The sequence below is a fragment of the Halodesulfovibrio aestuarii DSM 17919 = ATCC 29578 genome, assembly GCF_000384815.1.
GTDB classification, from domain to species: Bacteria; Desulfobacterota; Desulfovibrionia; order Desulfovibrionales; family Desulfovibrionaceae; genus Halodesulfovibrio; species Halodesulfovibrio aestuarii.
Genome location: NZ_ARQF01000021.1, coordinates 934,202 through 951,368, shown reverse-complemented (window position 1 = coordinate 951,368; position 17,167 = coordinate 934,202). Strand labels below are relative to the sequence as shown.

The following is a 17,167-nucleotide window of genomic DNA, read 5'->3' as shown; positions in this document are numbered from 1 at the left end:
TTCGATGACGTTAATACAGTGTACCTAGCTTTGGGGATAGCCAGAAGATGATGATACAGTGGTACCAGCATTGTGTGGCGCACCTTACCTAATACCTTCCGTTAGTGTATATCTCGTTGCTTGAAAGGATGTTATTTCAGACTGTCATTCGATTGGGCTATGTATTGGTAGCATACGGAGTACGTAACCCATATGTCGCAGTGCAGAGAAATAACACTTCAACGGAAGTTCTAGAAAATCTGTATGGAACACTGGTTTAGAAAGGAAAAATCTGGCATGGTGGGAACGATATTTTGTACTGGAGCATCAAAAATTTTTTGGGCGGGTGGAAATCAAGGGATGAGAGGAAACGGTGCGCTGATAGGTAACCCGAAAAAAACACAGATAATGTCCTTAGGCGGAGTAAAAAAAACAAGTGACCCTGATTGCTGTGCCGGCAGGCTGTATTGGTAAGAAATTCGCAGTGGAGGCCGTTGATGAGTAGTAGTTATATTCCGCAACATTTCAGCATTGAAGAGCTGTTGCCACCGCCTGTGTTGCTTCCTGCGCCGTTCAAGGCTGCATATTGTAAAGATAAATCTGCATTGTTCCGCCTGTTCGATTATCGTATTCTGTTAACGTTGGATAGGCTGCGCGATCGATATGGCCCGTGTTTAGTGAACAATTGGCATTGGTTTTCTGAAACAGAATGGAAAAACGGGGCTGCTGAGATGTTTCGTTTTTCCGGTTGGAGACCAGTGGATTGCGGTGAGGGAGCGGCTTTGTCTGAACATAAGCTGTTTCGCGCCATGGATTGCAAGTTCAGTAAAACAACACCGGATGAAATATGGGATGAGATGCTCGCGGACGCTAGAGCACCGCAGTTCGAGTATATGCAGCGCATTGAAGCTTTCGGCGGTATGTCGTGGTTCCATTTTGATATCGGATATCATGCCCGCTATGAAAAGGCGATTTCTGTAATTAGCAACCGTGGCGACCGTGCAGGTCTACCAAGGCAAATCGAAAGGGTCGGCGGTTAATATCTCGTTGTGCATAATTCGGTTGTTATGTCGTTGAGATAACGAATGAGAGCCCCTGAAGAAAATTCTTCGGGGGCTTTGTTGTTTTGGAGAACCTGTATTTAAGGGGGAGGATAACAGCGGCAATACTTTTATTTCCCGCAACTTTTGTAACAATAGGTGCAAGGAACGCTTTCAGACGCTTTAAATTGAATTCTTGAGACGGTAGAAAGGTAAGCTTCATAAGCCAGATGATAAGAAACAATATATAATGCTCCCTGGTGGGTCCTTAGAGGGTGTGTTTTGTTTTTCCGATAAGATGAACAAATGGAAAACAAACTCAAGTGTTGGAGCTCGGGGTGGTTTTGTGTGAAATTGTGACGACCGACAGGATACAGGCGTTATCTGTAATGCAGGTATGGGGTGAGTTGACTAGACAAAATAGCGAAGTGGACTATATTAGTCATATCAAATTAGTTTATTAGCGCATTGCGCCGTAAATATTCTTCCGGAGAAGATAATGATCAAAACTCTTGAGCTTAATAACGTGGGGCCCTCTGAACATCTTGAAATAGAGTTCGGGGATAGACTCACCGTTTTCACGGGTGACAACGGCCTTGGAAAGAGTTTTGTTCTTGATGTTGCATGGTGGATGCTTACAAAAGAGTGGGCAGGCGAGATGGCCATGCCCGAATCTTTTATTACAAATGCGTATGAAGGCAGGGAACAGCCGGATTCGGTTATCCGAGGTCGACTTGATTCCATAAATAGAATGGATTCAATTCAACAGTATGTTTTTCAGCGGTTGGGACAGGTATGGAACTGTAATTCTCAGAGTGAGGAGAGAATTATTGAAGCCAATTCCCCAAGTGATTCTATTGTGCTGTACATGAAATGTGATGGAACCGTGGCTATGTATGATCCTGTTAAGGCGCAGGCAGATGAATTTGCACGCGCATTTATTCACGAACGGGCGCATCACTATGATCATGTAACAAGTTCAATGCGACATCAGACTACCCGCATCTATTCTCAGACTGAGCTGTGGGATGGTGTTCAAAAGCGCCACCGGCAAGAATTTAACGGTCTTATTTCAGACTGGGGCGACTGGCAGCGGGAGGATAGCTTTGCCTACGCCTGTTTGAAAAGGGGAGTGCATCATTTATCCCCAAAGGGTGAGGCTTTTTCCATAGGCAGATTGCGTAGGGTTAAGGCAGACGACAGCCGTAAATTCCCTACTATTAAAACAGAGTATGGCAAAGAAACGCCTCTTATTTACGCTTCTGCAGGCATTCGCAAGATTCTCTCTCTTTTGTATGCTCTGACATGGGCATGGCATGAACATATTGAGTTATGCGATAAATTTAAAATGGGAGCTGCTTCGAAAATTATTCTTATGGTTGATGAAGTAGAGGCACACCTGCATCCTCAGTGGCAGCGCAGTATTTTGAAATCGCTTGAGTCAGTAATGGGCAGTCTGCTTACAGGGCACGATGTTTCCACACAGCTTATTTGCACTACACATTCTCCGTTGGTTCTGGCGTCGTTGGATCCCATTTTTGATGAAACCCGAGACGTGCTATACACATTTGATCTGAACAAAGAAACGTCTGACGTTGAACTTAAAAAAGAAGAGTGGGTAAGGCGCGGGTCTTCTGCAGCATGGCTCACAAGCCCGGTATTCGGGTTGGAAACGGACTCTTCAGAGCAGCGTGAAGAGGCGATAAAAGAAGCCAAGCTTGCTGTGCGTAATCGTGTGAGTGAAGCAGAAGCACAAGTTATTCATAAAAAATTGGTCGCTGCGCTGCATCAGGCCGATCCGTTCTGGTCATTCTGGCGTACCCGTGCAGAAAAACGGGGCTGGAATTTATGATTCCAGTGACTCGTGCTCCGGAGCCTTCCAAGTTCAATAAAAAAGTACGACAGCCGGGCAGAAGATTTTTAAAGCGTCATCATGTGAAACAGGGGGATCCGCCGCCTGCAAATTTTGCTTGGAGAAGATATTGGAGCAGGGCATTACCGATGCTTCATAAAAGCTATAATGACATTTGCGCGTACCTTGCTGTGTACCTCGATCCGGATATTGATGGAACAGGAAACCGTGAAGGCAGTGTGGAGCATTTTATTCCCAAAGCACAGGATGCATGGATGGCGTACGAGTGGAAGAATTATCTTCTTGCTGACAGGCGCGTAAACTCTACCAGAGGACAGGAACCGCTGACGTGTCCGTACGATTTGGATTTCTATCCTTTTGAGCTAATGCTGGAAACCGGAATGATTGCCGTTTCCGAAGACCTGACTCCGGAGCAGGAAGAGAAAGCCTATGAAATTCTGGATGCACTTGGGTTGGATAAAGAAGTCTATGACGCAGAACGTGCGGAGTACTATGCACGATACAAAGACAGAACCCGCGAAGATGCTCTCACAAATGCACAGATTGCACGCTATGCCCCTTTCATCTGGTACGAGATACAGAGGCAGGGAGTAGTTATAGATGAGAGTTGAATAATACAGTTATAAAAAATGAGTGACCAGAAGTTATTCGGGAAATTGAATGATGAGAGGACTGTGACTATATGTTGCAGTCTTTTTTTATGCGTGGTGTTACAGCATACCTGTTGAACAAACATCTTATTGAATTTTGGTAGGCATTCGTCAGCATGAATACTTGCGGTGTAGATTGAGTATTCTGGTGATTTTTTTCAATTATACCATAGTGTTGATGTATCTTTGGAACTTGCCTTGTAGTGTGGCAAATTTTGGATAAACTAAAAAAATATCATACTTTTTTTAAAAAAGTAGCACGTAATGCGTGTTGATTATAAAAGAAATGTTAAAAAATTTATGCATAGTTTTCACATGGTCCTATGGGGGGAGCTGTATTTTATTAGGGGAAGTAACCCATGAGAAACTATGCCGGTCTTTTTCTTGCCAGTGCCAGTTTGTTTTGTGTGAGCCTTTTATTTTGCCCGTTTGTTCTTGTTGCAGGTACAGATATTGATATAGCGGAGGGGGAGACCGCTACTGTTACTGCGGGAACGATTGCAAATTTTACGCTTGGTGCCGGTAATCATCTTGATGACTTAGGATCCATTACTGCTGAAGAGGACAGTTATTTATTTGAAGGTGTAACCTCTCCTGTAGCAGTTGTTGTTGATTCTGCGACAGGAGAGGTGCGATTTGAAAATGTCGGCACCATAACTGCCACGAATACAGATGGTAACGCATGTGGTATTCTTAATAACACTGCCGGTGTGACCATTCGAGTAGACGGTACTGCAACTGGAACTGTAACAGCAACAGGAACTAAAACTGCTGGTACTGATCAAACTTATGTGCAGGGCTTTGGGGGGAAGAGAAGGGATTATACCAGCAAGTTGATTGGTAGCTCATTCAATATAAATGTTTACGCAACATCCAATGGGAACGAAGCTGCATATGCAAAAGGACTTAGGAGCGGGATAGTAGAGCTAACCAATCTTGTAGGGGATATTGAGGCCCGGGCTACATCGGAAAATAAAGATGCAAATGTTTCTGCAATTGATTGTAGAACTACAGGTACCTTTGGAACAATTTTCGGCGATATAACATCCATTGCACAAAGTCATAACGCAGCAGGGGTTGCATCAGAGGCTATAGCAGCATTTGGTATATATGGAGCAACTGGAATTAGCATTGAGACCTTGGATGCGTCTTCAACTATCACAGCAACAGCATATTCAGATACTCTGAATTCCCTTGAGGGCTCCACGTCCTTTAGAAATCTTACTTCTTATGGCCTTGAAACATGGCACGGGGATATTAACATTAACCAGCTGGATGGAACAATTAATACGAGTGCCAGATCGAATACGAGCACCGTTGCTACTGTAAAAGGGATATGCGCCCGGGAAGGTGACTTAACGATTTTAAACATGTCAGGAACAGTTAGAGCCATTGGCGATACAGTGTTTGCTGAAGATTCAACAACAACTGTATATGCAATAGATGCTTACGACGAAAGTGCTACACCAACAAAAGGTAATTTAACGTTAACGTCAAGTGGCGTTATAGAGGCCATAGCTCCACGATCCTCAAAGGCGTACGCAATTTTTGCTGGAAATGTTGGGGATGTAACGCTTTTAAATGGATCTAAGACAACAGGGCAAGTCGTTTTAATGGGGGACTCTAGCTCGTTGCGATTGGAGAAAGGAGCAACACTTACAAATACAGGTAATTCTGCGCTTTCATATACGTTGGGAACATGGGTAAATGGTGATGTGACAAATGACGGTACCATTATAGTAACTGGGAAAAATGCCGTCGGGGTCTATGTCAAAGATTCGGGCTCCACATTGACAAATACTGGAACAATTAAAGCAGATGGTGCAAGTTCTACCGCTATTTGGGTTCATGGTGGAGTTGCCACGCATAGCGGCTCAATTATTACCAGTAATGGAGCAACAGCGTGTAACGTCGACTCGGGAGGCGAGTTTGTTTTGTCTGGCTCATCTACAAATAGTATTTCTGGCGATGTCGAGTTGGATAACGGAACCTTGCGCGTAAGCAATGGCAAGTGGACTCTTTCCGAACTGAATGCACAGAATGATAGTATTATTACAGTAAGAAATGACAAAAATACAGATAGTGGCAGTCAGCTGGCAATAGGAAAATTGAGTTTGCATGGATCTACAATAAATATGAATTTAAGTAGTCCTCTGTTGCGCAGCCCTTTACCATCTTCAACAGTTGCAGAACATCCTGAAGATGCAAATATTGTTAATATCGCTTCCTTTGCCACTTCTAACCAAATTGATGGACATCTTGTAGCAGGAAAAAATGCCATTCTCAGCTTGGGAACTTCCAGCTCTCAGGATGCTATTACAGCAATAAATGATACGGGACTGTGGGGAGCAAGTGGGGCTTCAGCGGTATTGTATATTGGCAAACCATATACTCTTACAGCCGGGTCGAGTTTACATGTTGATGGGACTCTAACTTCAACTCCAGCTACTCCGACAAATCCAGATGCAACTTTTGGTGCGAACTCATTACTTATTATTAATGCAAAAACAATCCCGGAGGGGGGAGCTGCAATAACATCCACCTCTACAGCCAGACTTACAGTCGATCCCGGTGCTTATTTACAAATTTTACGGGCAGCTCCCGGTACCATTAAGGTTGCTGAATTTGCTCCAAATCTTACCAGTGGTTGGTCTTTGAGTAATATTTATATGCGCAATGTTCTTCTTTATCCAGAAAGTAGCAGTTTATTGCATTCCTTTACGGTAACGTTAGGACTATATGGCTCAGCTGCAGTGTTTGGTGCAGAAGGCTCAACAGCGAAATTCCTTGACGACTATACAATCGCTGGAATGACGGGGAGTCTGACCTCTGCCAGTGAGCGTTTTATGGACTCTTTGTTAACCAGTGCTGATTCTGATGCCGCATATAATGTAGAAAAAGCTGCCAACCTTGCCGGATTTGGTGGCGTTGGCCACATCGCGTATGACATAACAAAGACGAGTAGAAGTCTTACTTCCCGACGCATCCCCGCATCCGGTTCATCGTTGCTTTATCGGGCAAAAGATTTGAAGGAACAGCAGAATGATATTTATGTTACCCCGCTTTACCAATATTCCAGAGTGAAAAGCATAAAAACAGGGCACTTTTCAAATAGTTTTTCAACAAACATCTATGGTCTTGCCATTGGCGCGGAAACTGCCAGTGAAGAATATTTGCTCGGCGCTGCTGTCAATTTTGGTAAAGCAGATACAGACGGCAGTAAAGCCAGCTCAGGTTTTTTTACTAATAATGATTATGTCAGCGTTCTTGTCTATGGAGCCTATATTTTGCCAGAAGATTTTCAGCTTAAAGGTGAGTTGATCTATGTAAATCTGGAGTCAGATATCAGTTCTCAAGATTTTTCTGGCGATGCTGACGGTAGTGTCTATTCCGTGGGACTGGAGTGTTCCCGACCGATTGAATACAAATCTGTCATTCTTACCCCGTATATGGGCTTAGACTATGCCTACTACAGACAAGACAGCTATAGCTCCAGCAATTCAGATGGTAAGCTCTTTAAAGTCGACAGTGCAGACATGTCTACTTGCCTACTCCCGTTAGGTATGACCTTGACCAAAAAGTTCGATACGGATTCCGGCTGGCGGTTTAATGCGAATATTGATGCAGGTGTGACGTTTGCCTTTGGTGAAACCGACCTTAGAACAGATGCCAAACTGGTTGATTCGTCTTTTAGTAATGATATATCACTTACAACAGATATAGCAGATCCTGTGACAGGAAATCTGCAGGTCGGAATGGCCGTTGAAAAAGGGCCTGTGACGTTTATGCTTGATTTGAATGGAAATATTTCTGAACACAGCACGTATCGCGGAGCCATGGTTAAGTGTGCATTGACATTCTAGCTATTGGCTTTGCCTAAAGCGTTTATTTATGAAAGATAGAAAAACCCCGCTAACAACGGGGTTTTTCTATCTTTTAGGCTAATAGCTTAGTTGCAAGAAGCTTTTGAATGCCGACAACGTCGCTGCCTTTTTTAAGCTCTTTTTTGATCGGCTCATGTCGTCCGGAAACCCAAAGTGTTAGCTCTGAATCCATATCAAAATGTCCCGCTGTTTCAACGGAAAAGGTGCTGATGGCTTTGTAGGGGATGGTAAGGTAGTCAATTTTCTTACCGGTTACCCCTTGCTTATCAATTAAAATAAGGCGGGCACTTGTAAATACATACATGTCCCGAATTACTTTAAATGCGCGCTCGATCATTTCACCTTCGAACATAATCGGAGATAATTCCTCTTGCAATTGGTCTGCATTAACTTCTGATGCATTGCCTAATATAGCGTCAAAAAATCCCATGTGTTCTCCTGATAGTCTGTAATATAAGCTGGGAGTTTCTATAATCAAAATCAAATCTAATGGAAATAGATAGTTGTTTATTAAAAAAGGCTTTTGCGAAGAATCGCAAAAGCCTTTGAAGTTTTTTAGAAGCAGGGGTTAATCTTTTTTATCGAACGGATGCGTTATTGAAATTGCATCTACGGGGCAGGTGTCTTTGCAGGCTCCGCAGTTTGTACAGTTTGCTTGCGCGGGACGTGTATCCTGCTTGCAGGCTTTGTCACATTTTCCGCAATCAAAACATGATGATGTCATGGTATACTTGAAAAATGAGAAGCGGCTGAATAATTCAAGCACTCCACCTGTCGGGCATATGAACCGGCAAAAGAAGTAAGGGATAACAAGACCGAGCGCGATGGCTCCAGCGACTATTATCGTTCTGGAAAGCCAGAGCCAGCTTGCATGTTCAAACGTAAGCATGGTGGAATTTATGAATTCACCGGTGCGAATCGGGACAGCCCAGCGTGGGTTTTGCATAGCAAAGAAAAGGTATGCGGCACCGATAGCAACAATATATTTTCCCTTTTGGAGAACGGTCTTGATAGCTGGAGAAATTTTCCGTTTCATAAGCGCAACGGAACTGAAGAGATCGGAAATCGTTCCCACAGGACAGGCGTACCCGCAAAAAGCTCTACCAAAAAATAGCGCTGAGACTGCAATGCCCCCAAGAACAATATACCAGAGTTTTTTCCCCGGACATTGCACAACAGGACAGTTTGCACAGCTTACGTACGGCACTGCAAAGGGGCATCTAAAAATGCCGTAGTATGAAAATTCTGCCAGCATGAAGAATGATACAGCCTGTATTACTCTTCGAGGCCATAAACGACTGAGTGTTGATGAGCTGGAATTAGGCATCGACTACTCCATATTTTGCGGCCAGTCTTTCGCCTTCTTCAGAAAGAGCAGGGATGAATCCGGCAGCCGCAAAGTGTGCTTGCCCGGCCTCAGATGTGATGAACGATACAAAATTATGTGCAAAATCTCGATCTTTCGCCCACTTCATAACCCCAATGCTGAATGGGATAGGAGGTGCAGGGAAGTACTTTTCCGGAATTTCAATGATGTCGAATTTATCTTTATAACGTGGAAGACGAGTAATGCGAAGTTCCACAACTGCCGCATCGGCCTTTCCTGCTGCAATATCGGCAACATCATGCTGTACACAGGAACCCATGTAGATGGATTTTTCTTTTGCCTCTTGTAGTACACCGCTTTTTTTGAGAACGCCCATGGCAGCTTTACCGCCCGGAGGAGATGATTCCGGCGAGCAGAGCGTTTTAATGCCATCCCGCTTCAAATCCTGAATCGATTCAATTCCTGCAGGGTTTCCTTTTGGTGTGATGAGCACATACTTAGTGAAGCACAGTGGCTGAAAAGCAAGCATTTTGCCTTGTGCTTTGAGCTTTTTTGCAAGACCGAGAACGCGCGGTGCAAATACTTCTGTCTGTGCGCTGCCAAGAAGCGATTTACCAAGTGCACCTGCAAAGGCGCCTGTGTAGCTGATACTTGCTTTGCTTTGCTGTTCATACATGGCATTTGCAGGCATAAAGGCTTCTGCCAGTCCACCACATGACCATACTTGAAGAGACTGTCCCTCGTAAGGAGAGGTGGTTGCAACCGTTGCGGCGGCATCTGCGATGCGAGGTACCATAGTCGCAGCCAGAGCTGTGCCGCCAGCGGTTAAAAATTTTCGGCGATTTACTACTAAACGATCGTCGGACATTTGGAGTGCTCCTTACCGTGAATTCCTGCCGCATCAGCGCGGCATTGTTTGCATTTTGTGAAGAGTGAAAGCGAAGGGGGGCAGAGTGAGTAAATGTGTTTTATCTCATCGTGGGTTGGCTTGCGTGTAAATCGCAGAGCATGTCGTGGAATCAGAGGCATAGGGTTAAATACCTGCACCTTGGAGTCTACGGCGAGCTGCATGACAGCTTCTACCTCGCTCATATTAATTTCAGGAGCGATAACCATGTTGATTTTGAGTGTCATATGACCGGCAACTTTTCGTAACCCTTCCATCTGGCGTGAAATAAGTAGATGACCGGCTTCTTCCCCGGTGAGCCAAGTGCCGGAATCAAGAACACGAGGCTGCATTTGTGCAATAACAGAAGGCGTAACGCCGTTAACAGTGACGGTTAGCGTGTTGATTCTCAGTTCGATAAGTTTTTCTGCGTATTGAGGCAGTGCTAACCCGTTGGTGCACAGGCAGGTTGCAATGTGGGGAGCTTCTTCTTGCATTTGTTCCAGAAATGTCATTGTTTCCGGATTCGCCAGCGGGTCTCCCGGGCCTGCAATGCCGACAATAGATTTGTCTCCGTATTGCTGGAGGAACTTCATTGTTCTTTCAATGCCTTGTTCAGGGGAGAGCACTTCAGACGCAGACCCCGGGCCGGTCAGATCTGGAGAAGGTGAAATTACACGTTCGCAGTATCCACAGGCCAAGTTACAGCGTGGAGCAATTGGTACATGGATGCGGGCGATCCGCCCATGTGCTTTTTCATTAAAACATGGGTGAAAAGGGAGTTGGGCAGATCCAGCTTTTTGCGCCGGAGGAGCTGTGCAGTGTGGCGCGTGCTGTGTGCCGCAGCTATCCAAAGCAACTCCGCTGAAGGAACATGCTGAAGACAAAGAAGAGGTGTTCATAAGTGCATCCTGTTAAGAGAACAAAACAAAGTGCACCGACAATTATCACAATTATAACGCGCGGAGAAATAGGCTTTATCAATATAAAGGTGGCTTTGTTATAGATTTAAACTATAGATATGAAGCCCGAATACTCACTAAAATTTGCGCGGTAGGGTCCGTTGCAGGCATGATCGTTGTCTCATGCAAAAAGGCTGAAACGTTCATAGGGTTAACTACTCATCGTTCCAGCCTTTTCTTTACGGGCAGGTGTCATTTGGGTAACAGTCTGCCGCGGTTGCTTTTGGGTTTATGATAAAATTACTATGCTTTCATATGGTTAATAAGTTTCTGTAGAACCTGTGTTTGTCTTGCAACTTCTTCAATAGCTGTGGCTGATTCACCCATTGCTGTGGCGGTTTCATTCGAAATCTCTGAAACTTTGGTAAGTGACTGATTAATCTCTTCACTTGCTGCAGATTGCTGTTCTGCTGCAGTTGCAATGTTTTGAACCTGATTTGAAGTTTCATCGACAAAACTAACTATTGAATCAAGGGCTGCACCGGATTCTCCGGAGAGTTTTGTAGTATCATTTATTTTTTCAACGGCTCGGTCGACATTTTCAATATTTATCTTTGTGCCTTGCTGAATGTCAGTGATAGCTTTTCCAACTTCCATTGTCGCAGTCATGGTTTTTTCAGCCAGTTTTCGTACTTCGTCAGCTACAACAGCAAACCCTCTGCCGGCTTCACCGGCTCTAGCTGCTTCAATAGCAGCATTCAGTGCGAGAAGGTTTGTTTGGTCAGCAATGTCAGATATGACATCCATCACCTGCCCGATTCCTTCTGCATTTGAGCCAAGTACTGTGACATTGTCTTTAAGTTGTAATGCGACGGACTGAAGCTCTTCCATGCTGCGCAGAACTTCAGACACAATCTCTGAACCTGCTTGAGCCTTATCTTTAGCCATGCTTGCCGTTTCAGAAGAGTTTGAGGCATTTTTCGCAACTTCAAGCACTGTAAGATTCATTTCTTCCATAGCCGTTGCGGTTTCCGTTACTTGCATTGACTGATCGTCTGCTCCTCGGCGGGACTGTTCGATTTGGGCAGCCAACTCTTCGGAAGCCGAGGTTACAATATTAACGATATCTTCAAGCTCTTGCGCTGCTTGGATTTTACCTTCCCTTTCAGCACGTGAGGCTTGTTCTTTAGCCTTATTAGCTTCTTCAACAGCAATGTTTGCTCGAGCGGCTTCTTCCGCAGCTTGTTGGCTTTTCTCTTCAGCCTCTTGAATCATCTTTTTAAGATTTTCGACCATCTTTTTTAACGCATCTGCTAAGACACCGATTTCATCAACCTGATCAATATCCAAGTCTTGATCGAAGTCGCCATCGGCAACACATTCAGCATAAGCAACTGATTTTTTTATAGGAGCCACAATGTTACTGATTAATAACCAAAGTATGATGCAGGCTAGAACCGTAACACCAGCTCCTGTTAGCATTGCAACAAAAGAACTCGTGTTGGAGTTTTCAGCCATGACGTTTTCTAGCTGTATGGCCTTGGCAAAAACAATAGCTCTGTCAACTTCGATCAATACAGCCCATGGGGTTCCTGTTTTAGCGAGTGTTATTGGTGCCATAACCTGAACGGTACCATCTTGTTCGCCTAGATTAATATATGGCTTTCCATCTTTTACGTTCTGCTTGATTTTATTGGAATCTTTGGGGCTTACCCGGTCAAGAGGCTTGCCGACATTGTTAGAATTGGAACTGTCCGCAACGATTATTCCGAGATTACTGATAACTTTAACAGTGCTCTTGCCGTCATAAATATCGGCAGAAACTTTTTCGCTTAGTTTTTGAACAAATTTAAGCCGTAAGTCTGTTCCGGCGACCCCAAGAAATTGTCCTTGAAGCTTAACCGGTACGGACATGGTCGTAAGCCATTCCTGTTTGCCTTGAACAATATACGGAAATGGATCAAGAATATTTTCTCGCCCTGTTTCTTTTGGTGAAAGGTACCAGCCACCTTTTCGAACGCCATTCGGGTGGAGGCTTGCATCTTCGTATCCCACAAGAGCCTGCCGTGCTATCTTTCCATTGATGTCTCTGTTCCAGTAGGAAACAAACCGGCCACTTGCGTCGTATCCCTGATCGGTTTTATTGCGATAAAAATCATCATTTCCATCTATGGCATTAGGTTCCCATGCACTATAGGCGCCCAAAAAATCTTCGTTATCTTTTAAAACAGTGAGAAGTATGCCATTGAACATCTCCCTTATAGTGGCAGAATATTCATTATTCGATCTAATTGTCTTAAAAGCACTGGCAATTGTACGTGCAGTATCAATATTTCTTTCTAGCTCAACCCGAATTATTCCGGCCTCAGCTTTTGCTATGCCTGCCAAGCCTTGCGTTGTTGAATCTTTAATCAGTTTATCTACTTCATCTGTTACGAAGTGTTGTGTTTTATTTTGCTCTCTGATTTGCAAAAAGATTAATGCAACGGCTGTCACTATAATACAGCATGCTGACATGATAACAATTTTTGTCTTAATGGATTTAAAAGACATCTACGTACCCCCTTTCCTTAATGGTTAAATACAGGCCCCTAGTTGTGGAATCTGAAGTGCAAAAAAATTTCACTTTGTTGCATGAGATTTTTATCCCATTAGGATTAAGCAGGTAATGGAATACGGTTTTATAATTAAAAAATACGTAAACTGTATCAAAAGCGAAGGGAGAATATGTGTTACACAGTACCCGAGGATAATGTTAGGGTAAGCTTATGTTTCCTGTCTGTTGTATGGACTAAGCTGAGACTCTTCTCAGCTTAGATACATTGTTATTAGTCTCTCTATAAAGAACTATCGGAGAAGGTGGCTAGATAATTAATATTGAATTGAAAAAAACTGTTAAAAATATAGTAAACACTGTTTGCTTTTGACTCAGCTATCTCAATACAACTATTTGTAGTTTAAATGTCGAACTATTTATTCGTTGTTGTTATGCTTTTTTATACATGGTAGGTGGTTCTCGTCCTTAGCGAAGGCGAGCATTCATCAACTAATTACAAAGGATAAAGCAATGTTTGATTATGCTCCTAGTCATAATGAATGGATTGAGAGAATGGACTGTTTTATGCGTTCAGGGCGAGCGCTTGAAGGTTCGTTTGAGGAACATTCAATCAGCATTTTACCTGAAGAAAATAATGTATCCTATGCAGTTAAGATAGATGATTGGCTCGTAACTACCAGCCGGGTTGCTGAAACTGTTTTATCTTTTATAATCCAAGCTTATGAAGAGACGATTATTGAGGAAGAAATTGAGGTTGAAAGGGAAGATGCAGTTGAACTGGCCAAAGATAGAGCAAAAAGCGAAGCATTGGAGGCCGGGAAAAAACCTGAGGAAGTAGCAAAGGCGATTCTTAAGGCTGCTGTAGAAGCAGAATCTGATGAGTATGAAGTTGATCCTGAAGAGGTAATAGCTTTAGTCGCTGAAAGAATAGAAGAAATTCTTGATGCGTGTGAGTCAGCATAGAAAAAAGTTGTTTGCTAGTTTGGCAGAATAAAAAAACTCCCCCGATCCTTCGATAGGTTTGGGGGAGTTTTTTGTGCATTTCTCTATGTTGTAGAATCGGCTATGTACAAATTTTATTTGTTTTGTAATGGGTAGCAGGAACGTATTGTGGAGCATGGGGTCATATTAAGGGAGCACATATTATGAATCGATGTGAATGGGCGAATATAGGTTCGTTAGACATGAAGTATCATGACGAGGAATGGGGCGTTCCTGTTCATGACGACCGCCTTCTTTTTGAAATGCTAATCCTCGAAGGAGCACAGGCCGGTTTAAGTTGGACAACGATTCTTAAAAAGCGGGAAGCCTATCGGGAAGCATTTGATAATTTTAATGCTGAGAAAATTGTACAATATTCAGATACAAAAATAGAACAATTACTAACAAATTCGGGAATTGTCCGGCATAAGCTCAAAATTAACGCAACGGTCGTAAATGCAAAATGCTTTCTAGAGATTCAAAAAAAATACGGGAGCTTTGATCATTATATTTGGTCTTTTGTGGGTGGCAAGCCGATCATCAATAAGTGGGAAACACTATCCGACATTCCTGCCAGTTCACCCGAGTCGGACGCAATGAGTAAGAGTTTGAAGAAAAAAGGATTTAAATTTGTTGGCCCAACCATTTGCTATGCATATATGCAAGCCGTAGGGATGGTAAATGACCACGTCATCTCGTGCTTTAGATATTCTGAAGTAACAGGCTCGCAAGATTGAGAGCATAATTTTTTACAGGCATAAAGCGATGGGCACAAAAGGGGGCGGTAAGTACTGTGTTGCTCTGGAGTAGCTTGGCGGGCAGTGTTTCTCTTCACAATACTATGTAGGTCGTGAAATGGTCGTGGAGTATGAGTAATAGGGAGGGGAAACAAGAGTTTTTCGGCGTAGAAAAAGTCTCTTAATTCCTTCTCCCTCATTCTGGGTATAAACCCTACCAATTAGGGCTTGCAGTCTTTAATAAGTCTTTACTTATTTCGTCAAGTTTTTAGAGAAACTTAACGTAACTTAACATTTGTAGTTAGGGTGTTATAGCAATTGACTACAGGCCAGAATGTACAATTCACCGCAGCCCTTTGGTACGAAGGATCGCGAACGTCCTCAGAAAGTGTGGTGTTTCTGAGGACGAAGTTTGTTCGGCTGTCTTTAGTAACCTGTTAATCTGTTTTACGATCTCTTTTTATAAGTTCCTTAATCTTTTCATAATTTTTCTCAAACGCAAGACTGATATAATCAGGGTCAGTGTTGCTGGCTGGAGTACCTGCTTTAGCTTCTGAAAGAGTCAGATAGTAAGCTAGCTTAAATTCCAGACTAAGATTTTTCATGCAGAGTCGAATGGATTCAGAATCGGTACTTGGCATAATGACTTCTCCTAACTGGTTTAAATGCAATTAATGGGTAGATTACTAAAAGTTACCAGTAAGGGAGATAAAAAGAAATCCTTCTATATAAATAGACGGATAAACTAAGGGCGCTCAATGTAGAAACACTAAGTGTGGAGGGGGATGCGAATATGTAGCGTACATAAATTGCAGAAAATATCTCACAATGGAAAACGAAGCGTTTGTGGAGTCACAACAACGACGCAGAGTTCAAGTTATACCATAAGGTATTGTTGTTTATTGTGATACTCAAAAAAAGCAGGGGAAAGTCAGCCATTACTCATAGGCTTAGCTAGGAGCCCACAAGTTTGTACCAAGCTCATTATCTAGCCGATATTCTTCAAAAGTATGATTGTGGCATTGCTTAACTAGATTATTTATTTCTTTTTTATGCTGCTCGATTACTTGAAACATAGAGCAAGAAATTGATGGGGCTATTTTTTCCCGGATTATATTAAATGCCACATCAATAGGCATAGCCTTTCGATAAGGACGCTCTTCCAATAAAGCGGAGATAACATCTGAAAAAGCGATTATCTTTGAGCCATTATCAATGTCGAGTTCTTTCAACGCATATGGATACCCCATTCCATCAATCTTCTCATGATGCTTTTCCGCCCATTCCACAATTTCACCAAACCAAGGAGACAGGCTAAGCTCTTTGAGAATTTGTCCAGTGTAATATGCATGCAATTTGATAAGGTTATACTCTTCATTAGAAAGTGGCTCTTTTTTTTCTATTAAGCCGGGATCAATTCCTATCTTCCCAATATCATGCAGATAGCCACTAACTAACAGTTTTTTACATTTTTCTTCGGAGAATCCAAAATACTCTCCAAATAGGCTGGATAAATGCGCAACAGTGTAAGAGTGCGAGGCGGTAAAGCGACTTCTGAAATCAATTATTCTGGATAGGGTCAAGGCAAAATCAATAATGTTGTCTATCGTCAGCTCAAAATCTACGGAAACGTCAAGCCTGCGAAACAGTTGGTCAATATCCAGATTGTTGATTTCAATCCAAAAAATATCTGCTTTGGAAACTTCATTAAAAGCTTCGACAACTTTGGGATGAAAGGTCATTCCCGTCTTTGCATTGATTGTTTCAACTACTTGCTTTTTTTGGTTAAGAATAAAACTATCTGGGTTGATAAGCACATCCACTCTATCTGCAAGATGGATTATATGACTTTGGAACAGCACTTCTCCAGCGTTCAAATGCAGCGAATCTTGATAGCTTATATGATGGTGTTTAATAATTTGTGCTATATTTTTAAAGGGGTAGAAGGACGCCAACATGCGGTGCCCCATGGTGCAATGCGGCGCAGGGTTGGCTACATCCACTTGTACAAGCATATCTCGTTCCTGAATAGATAATGCCCCGATGTCATGAATCCCGGCCGCAACAACAAGTTCGAACATGTCCTCATTGCCTAATCCCATTTTGTTAGCGATATGGTACGCTGCTACGGCAGTTCGCCTATGATGCGATTTCAGCAAATAGTTAAAGCTATCGATAGCCTTGATAATTGGAACCGCTAGCTCTCTAAGCGACATTCTATCCATGGGGGTATCCTTTGATCTTTCCAAGTTCGGTTCGTGGAAGAGTGACGACCGTTGATCTCCAGCTTAAAACCTTACACGGTCGGGAGCTTTTATTTAGTAAAAATCCCTTCCGGTTGAATTTCAAAT

The 17,167-nt window shown here is 43.0% G+C and carries 14 protein-coding genes; 7 read left to right on the top strand and 7 right to left on the bottom strand.

Annotation, left to right across the window (positions count from 1 at the left end; translation table 11 throughout):
• Positions 1 to 243 precede the first annotated feature (243 nt).
• From F461_RS18160 to F461_RS0115340, 5 genes are all read left to right on the top strand, one after another.
• Positions 244 to 453, top strand: coding sequence for a hypothetical protein (locus F461_RS18160; RefSeq protein ID WP_020002045.1), 210 nt, complete (start codon positions 244 to 246; stop codon positions 451 to 453).
• 23 nt (positions 454 to 476) lie between these two features.
• A complete protein-coding gene (locus tag F461_RS18825) occupies positions 477 to 1,019 on the top strand; it encodes a hypothetical protein (RefSeq protein ID WP_020002044.1) in 543 nt (180 codons plus the stop codon).
• 499 nt (positions 1,020 to 1,518) lie between these two features.
• Positions 1,519 to 2,871 carry an AAA family ATPase gene (locus F461_RS0115350; protein ID WP_020002042.1) on the top strand — a complete coding sequence of 451 codons (1,353 nt, stop codon included), beginning with the start codon at positions 1,519 to 1,521 and terminating at the stop codon, positions 2,869 to 2,871.
• Positions 2,868 to 3,503 (top strand): HNH endonuclease family protein, encoded by a 636-nt coding sequence (locus F461_RS18820; protein WP_020002041.1) that lies wholly within the window; start codon positions 2,868 to 2,870, stop codon positions 3,501 to 3,503. The genes F461_RS0115350 and F461_RS18820 overlap by 4 nt, the downstream gene beginning before the upstream one ends.
• 398 nt (positions 3,504 to 3,901) lie before the next feature.
• Positions 3,902 to 7,405 carry an autotransporter outer membrane beta-barrel domain-containing protein gene (locus F461_RS0115340; protein WP_020002040.1) on the top strand — a complete coding sequence of 1,168 codons (3,504 nt, stop codon included), beginning with the start codon at positions 3,902 to 3,904 and terminating at the stop codon, positions 7,403 to 7,405.
• Positions 7,406 to 7,478: 73 nt separating this feature from the next.
• Here the strand turns inward: F461_RS0115340 and F461_RS0115335 are convergent, their stop codons facing one another.
• The 5 genes from F461_RS0115335 to F461_RS0115315 form a co-directional block, all read right to left on the bottom strand.
• A complete protein-coding gene (locus tag F461_RS0115335) occupies positions 7,479 to 7,856 on the bottom strand; it encodes a PH domain-containing protein (protein ID WP_020002039.1) in 378 nt (125 codons plus the stop codon).
• 138 nt (positions 7,857 to 7,994) lie between these two features.
• Entirely contained in the window at positions 7,995 to 8,753 is a 759-nt protein-coding gene (locus F461_RS0115330; RefSeq protein ID WP_020002038.1) for a 4Fe-4S binding protein, read from the bottom strand.
• Positions 8,746 to 9,621, bottom strand: coding sequence for a substrate-binding domain-containing protein (locus F461_RS0115325; protein WP_020002037.1), 876 nt, complete (start codon positions 9,619 to 9,621; stop codon positions 8,746 to 8,748). Before F461_RS0115325 ends, F461_RS0115330 begins: the two co-directional genes overlap by 8 nt.
• Positions 9,603 to 10,541: a radical SAM protein gene (locus tag F461_RS18145; protein ID WP_020002036.1), complete on the bottom strand. Its 939-nt coding sequence runs from the start codon at positions 10,539 to 10,541 to the stop codon at positions 9,603 to 9,605. The genes F461_RS0115325 and F461_RS18145 overlap by 19 nt, the downstream gene beginning before the upstream one ends.
• 303 nt (positions 10,542 to 10,844) lie before the next feature.
• A complete protein-coding gene (locus tag F461_RS0115315; RefSeq protein WP_020002035.1) occupies positions 10,845 to 13,094 on the bottom strand; it encodes a methyl-accepting chemotaxis protein in 2,250 nt (749 codons plus the stop codon).
• Positions 13,095 to 13,608: 514 nt separating this feature from the next.
• On the opposite strand from F461_RS0115315, the gene F461_RS0115310 reads away from it, so the two are divergent.
• Together F461_RS0115310 and F461_RS0115305 are read left to right on the top strand one after the other, a co-directional pair.
• Positions 13,609 to 14,061: a hypothetical protein gene (locus F461_RS0115310; RefSeq protein WP_020002034.1), complete on the top strand. Its 453-nt coding sequence runs from the start codon at positions 13,609 to 13,611 to the stop codon at positions 14,059 to 14,061.
• Between the two features lie 182 nt (positions 14,062 to 14,243).
• Positions 14,244 to 14,816: a DNA-3-methyladenine glycosylase I gene (locus tag F461_RS0115305; protein WP_020002033.1), complete on the top strand. Its 573-nt coding sequence runs from the start codon at positions 14,244 to 14,246 to the stop codon at positions 14,814 to 14,816.
• Between the two features lie 437 nt (positions 14,817 to 15,253).
• Here the strand turns inward: F461_RS0115305 and F461_RS0115300 are convergent, their stop codons facing one another.
• Positions 15,254 to 15,457 (bottom strand): hypothetical protein, encoded by a 204-nt coding sequence (locus tag F461_RS0115300; protein WP_020002032.1) that lies wholly within the window; start codon positions 15,455 to 15,457, stop codon positions 15,254 to 15,256.
• A gap of 309 nt (positions 15,458 to 15,766) precedes the next feature.
• A complete protein-coding gene (locus tag F461_RS0115295; RefSeq protein WP_020002031.1) occupies positions 15,767 to 17,041 on the bottom strand; it encodes an HD-GYP domain-containing protein in 1,275 nt (424 codons plus the stop codon).
• Positions 17,042 to 17,167 lie beyond the last annotated feature (126 nt).

Excerpts from the sequence above, each read along its gene's own strand:
- F461_RS0115350 (WP_020002042.1), top strand. The coding sequence starts at position 1,519 with ATGATCAAAACTCTTGAGCTTAATAACGTGGGGCCCTCTGAACATCTT.
- F461_RS0115305 (WP_020002033.1), top strand. The coding sequence starts at position 14,244 with ATGAATCGATGTGAATGGGCGAATATAGGTTCGTTAGACATGAAGTAT.
- F461_RS0115340 (WP_020002040.1), top strand. The coding sequence starts at position 3,902 with ATGAGAAACTATGCCGGTCTTTTTCTTGCCAGTGCCAGTTTGTTTTGT.
- F461_RS18160 (WP_020002045.1), top strand. The coding sequence starts at position 244 with ATGGAACACTGGTTTAGAAAGGAAAAATCTGGCATGGTGGGAACGATA.
- F461_RS0115330 (WP_020002038.1), bottom strand. The coding sequence starts at position 8,753 with ATGCCTAATTCCAGCTCATCAACACTCAGTCGTTTATGGCCTCGAAGA.
- F461_RS0115295 (WP_020002031.1), bottom strand. The coding sequence starts at position 17,041 with ATGGATAGAATGTCGCTTAGAGAGCTAGCGGTTCCAATTATCAAGGCT.
- F461_RS18825 (WP_020002044.1), top strand. The coding sequence starts at position 477 with ATGAGTAGTAGTTATATTCCGCAACATTTCAGCATTGAAGAGCTGTTG.
- F461_RS0115335 (WP_020002039.1), bottom strand. The coding sequence starts at position 7,856 with ATGGGATTTTTTGACGCTATATTAGGCAATGCATCAGAAGTTAATGCA.
- F461_RS18145 (WP_020002036.1), bottom strand. The coding sequence starts at position 10,541 with ATGAACACCTCTTCTTTGTCTTCAGCATGTTCCTTCAGCGGAGTTGCT.
- F461_RS0115300 (WP_020002032.1), bottom strand. The coding sequence starts at position 15,457 with ATGCCAAGTACCGATTCTGAATCCATTCGACTCTGCATGAAAAATCTT.
- F461_RS0115325 (WP_020002037.1), bottom strand. The coding sequence starts at position 9,621 with ATGTCCGACGATCGTTTAGTAGTAAATCGCCGAAAATTTTTAACCGCT.
- F461_RS0115310 (WP_020002034.1), top strand. The coding sequence starts at position 13,609 with ATGTTTGATTATGCTCCTAGTCATAATGAATGGATTGAGAGAATGGAC.
- F461_RS0115315 (WP_020002035.1), bottom strand. The coding sequence starts at position 13,094 with ATGTCTTTTAAATCCATTAAGACAAAAATTGTTATCATGTCAGCATGC.
- F461_RS18820 (WP_020002041.1), top strand. The coding sequence starts at position 2,868 with ATGATTCCAGTGACTCGTGCTCCGGAGCCTTCCAAGTTCAATAAAAAA.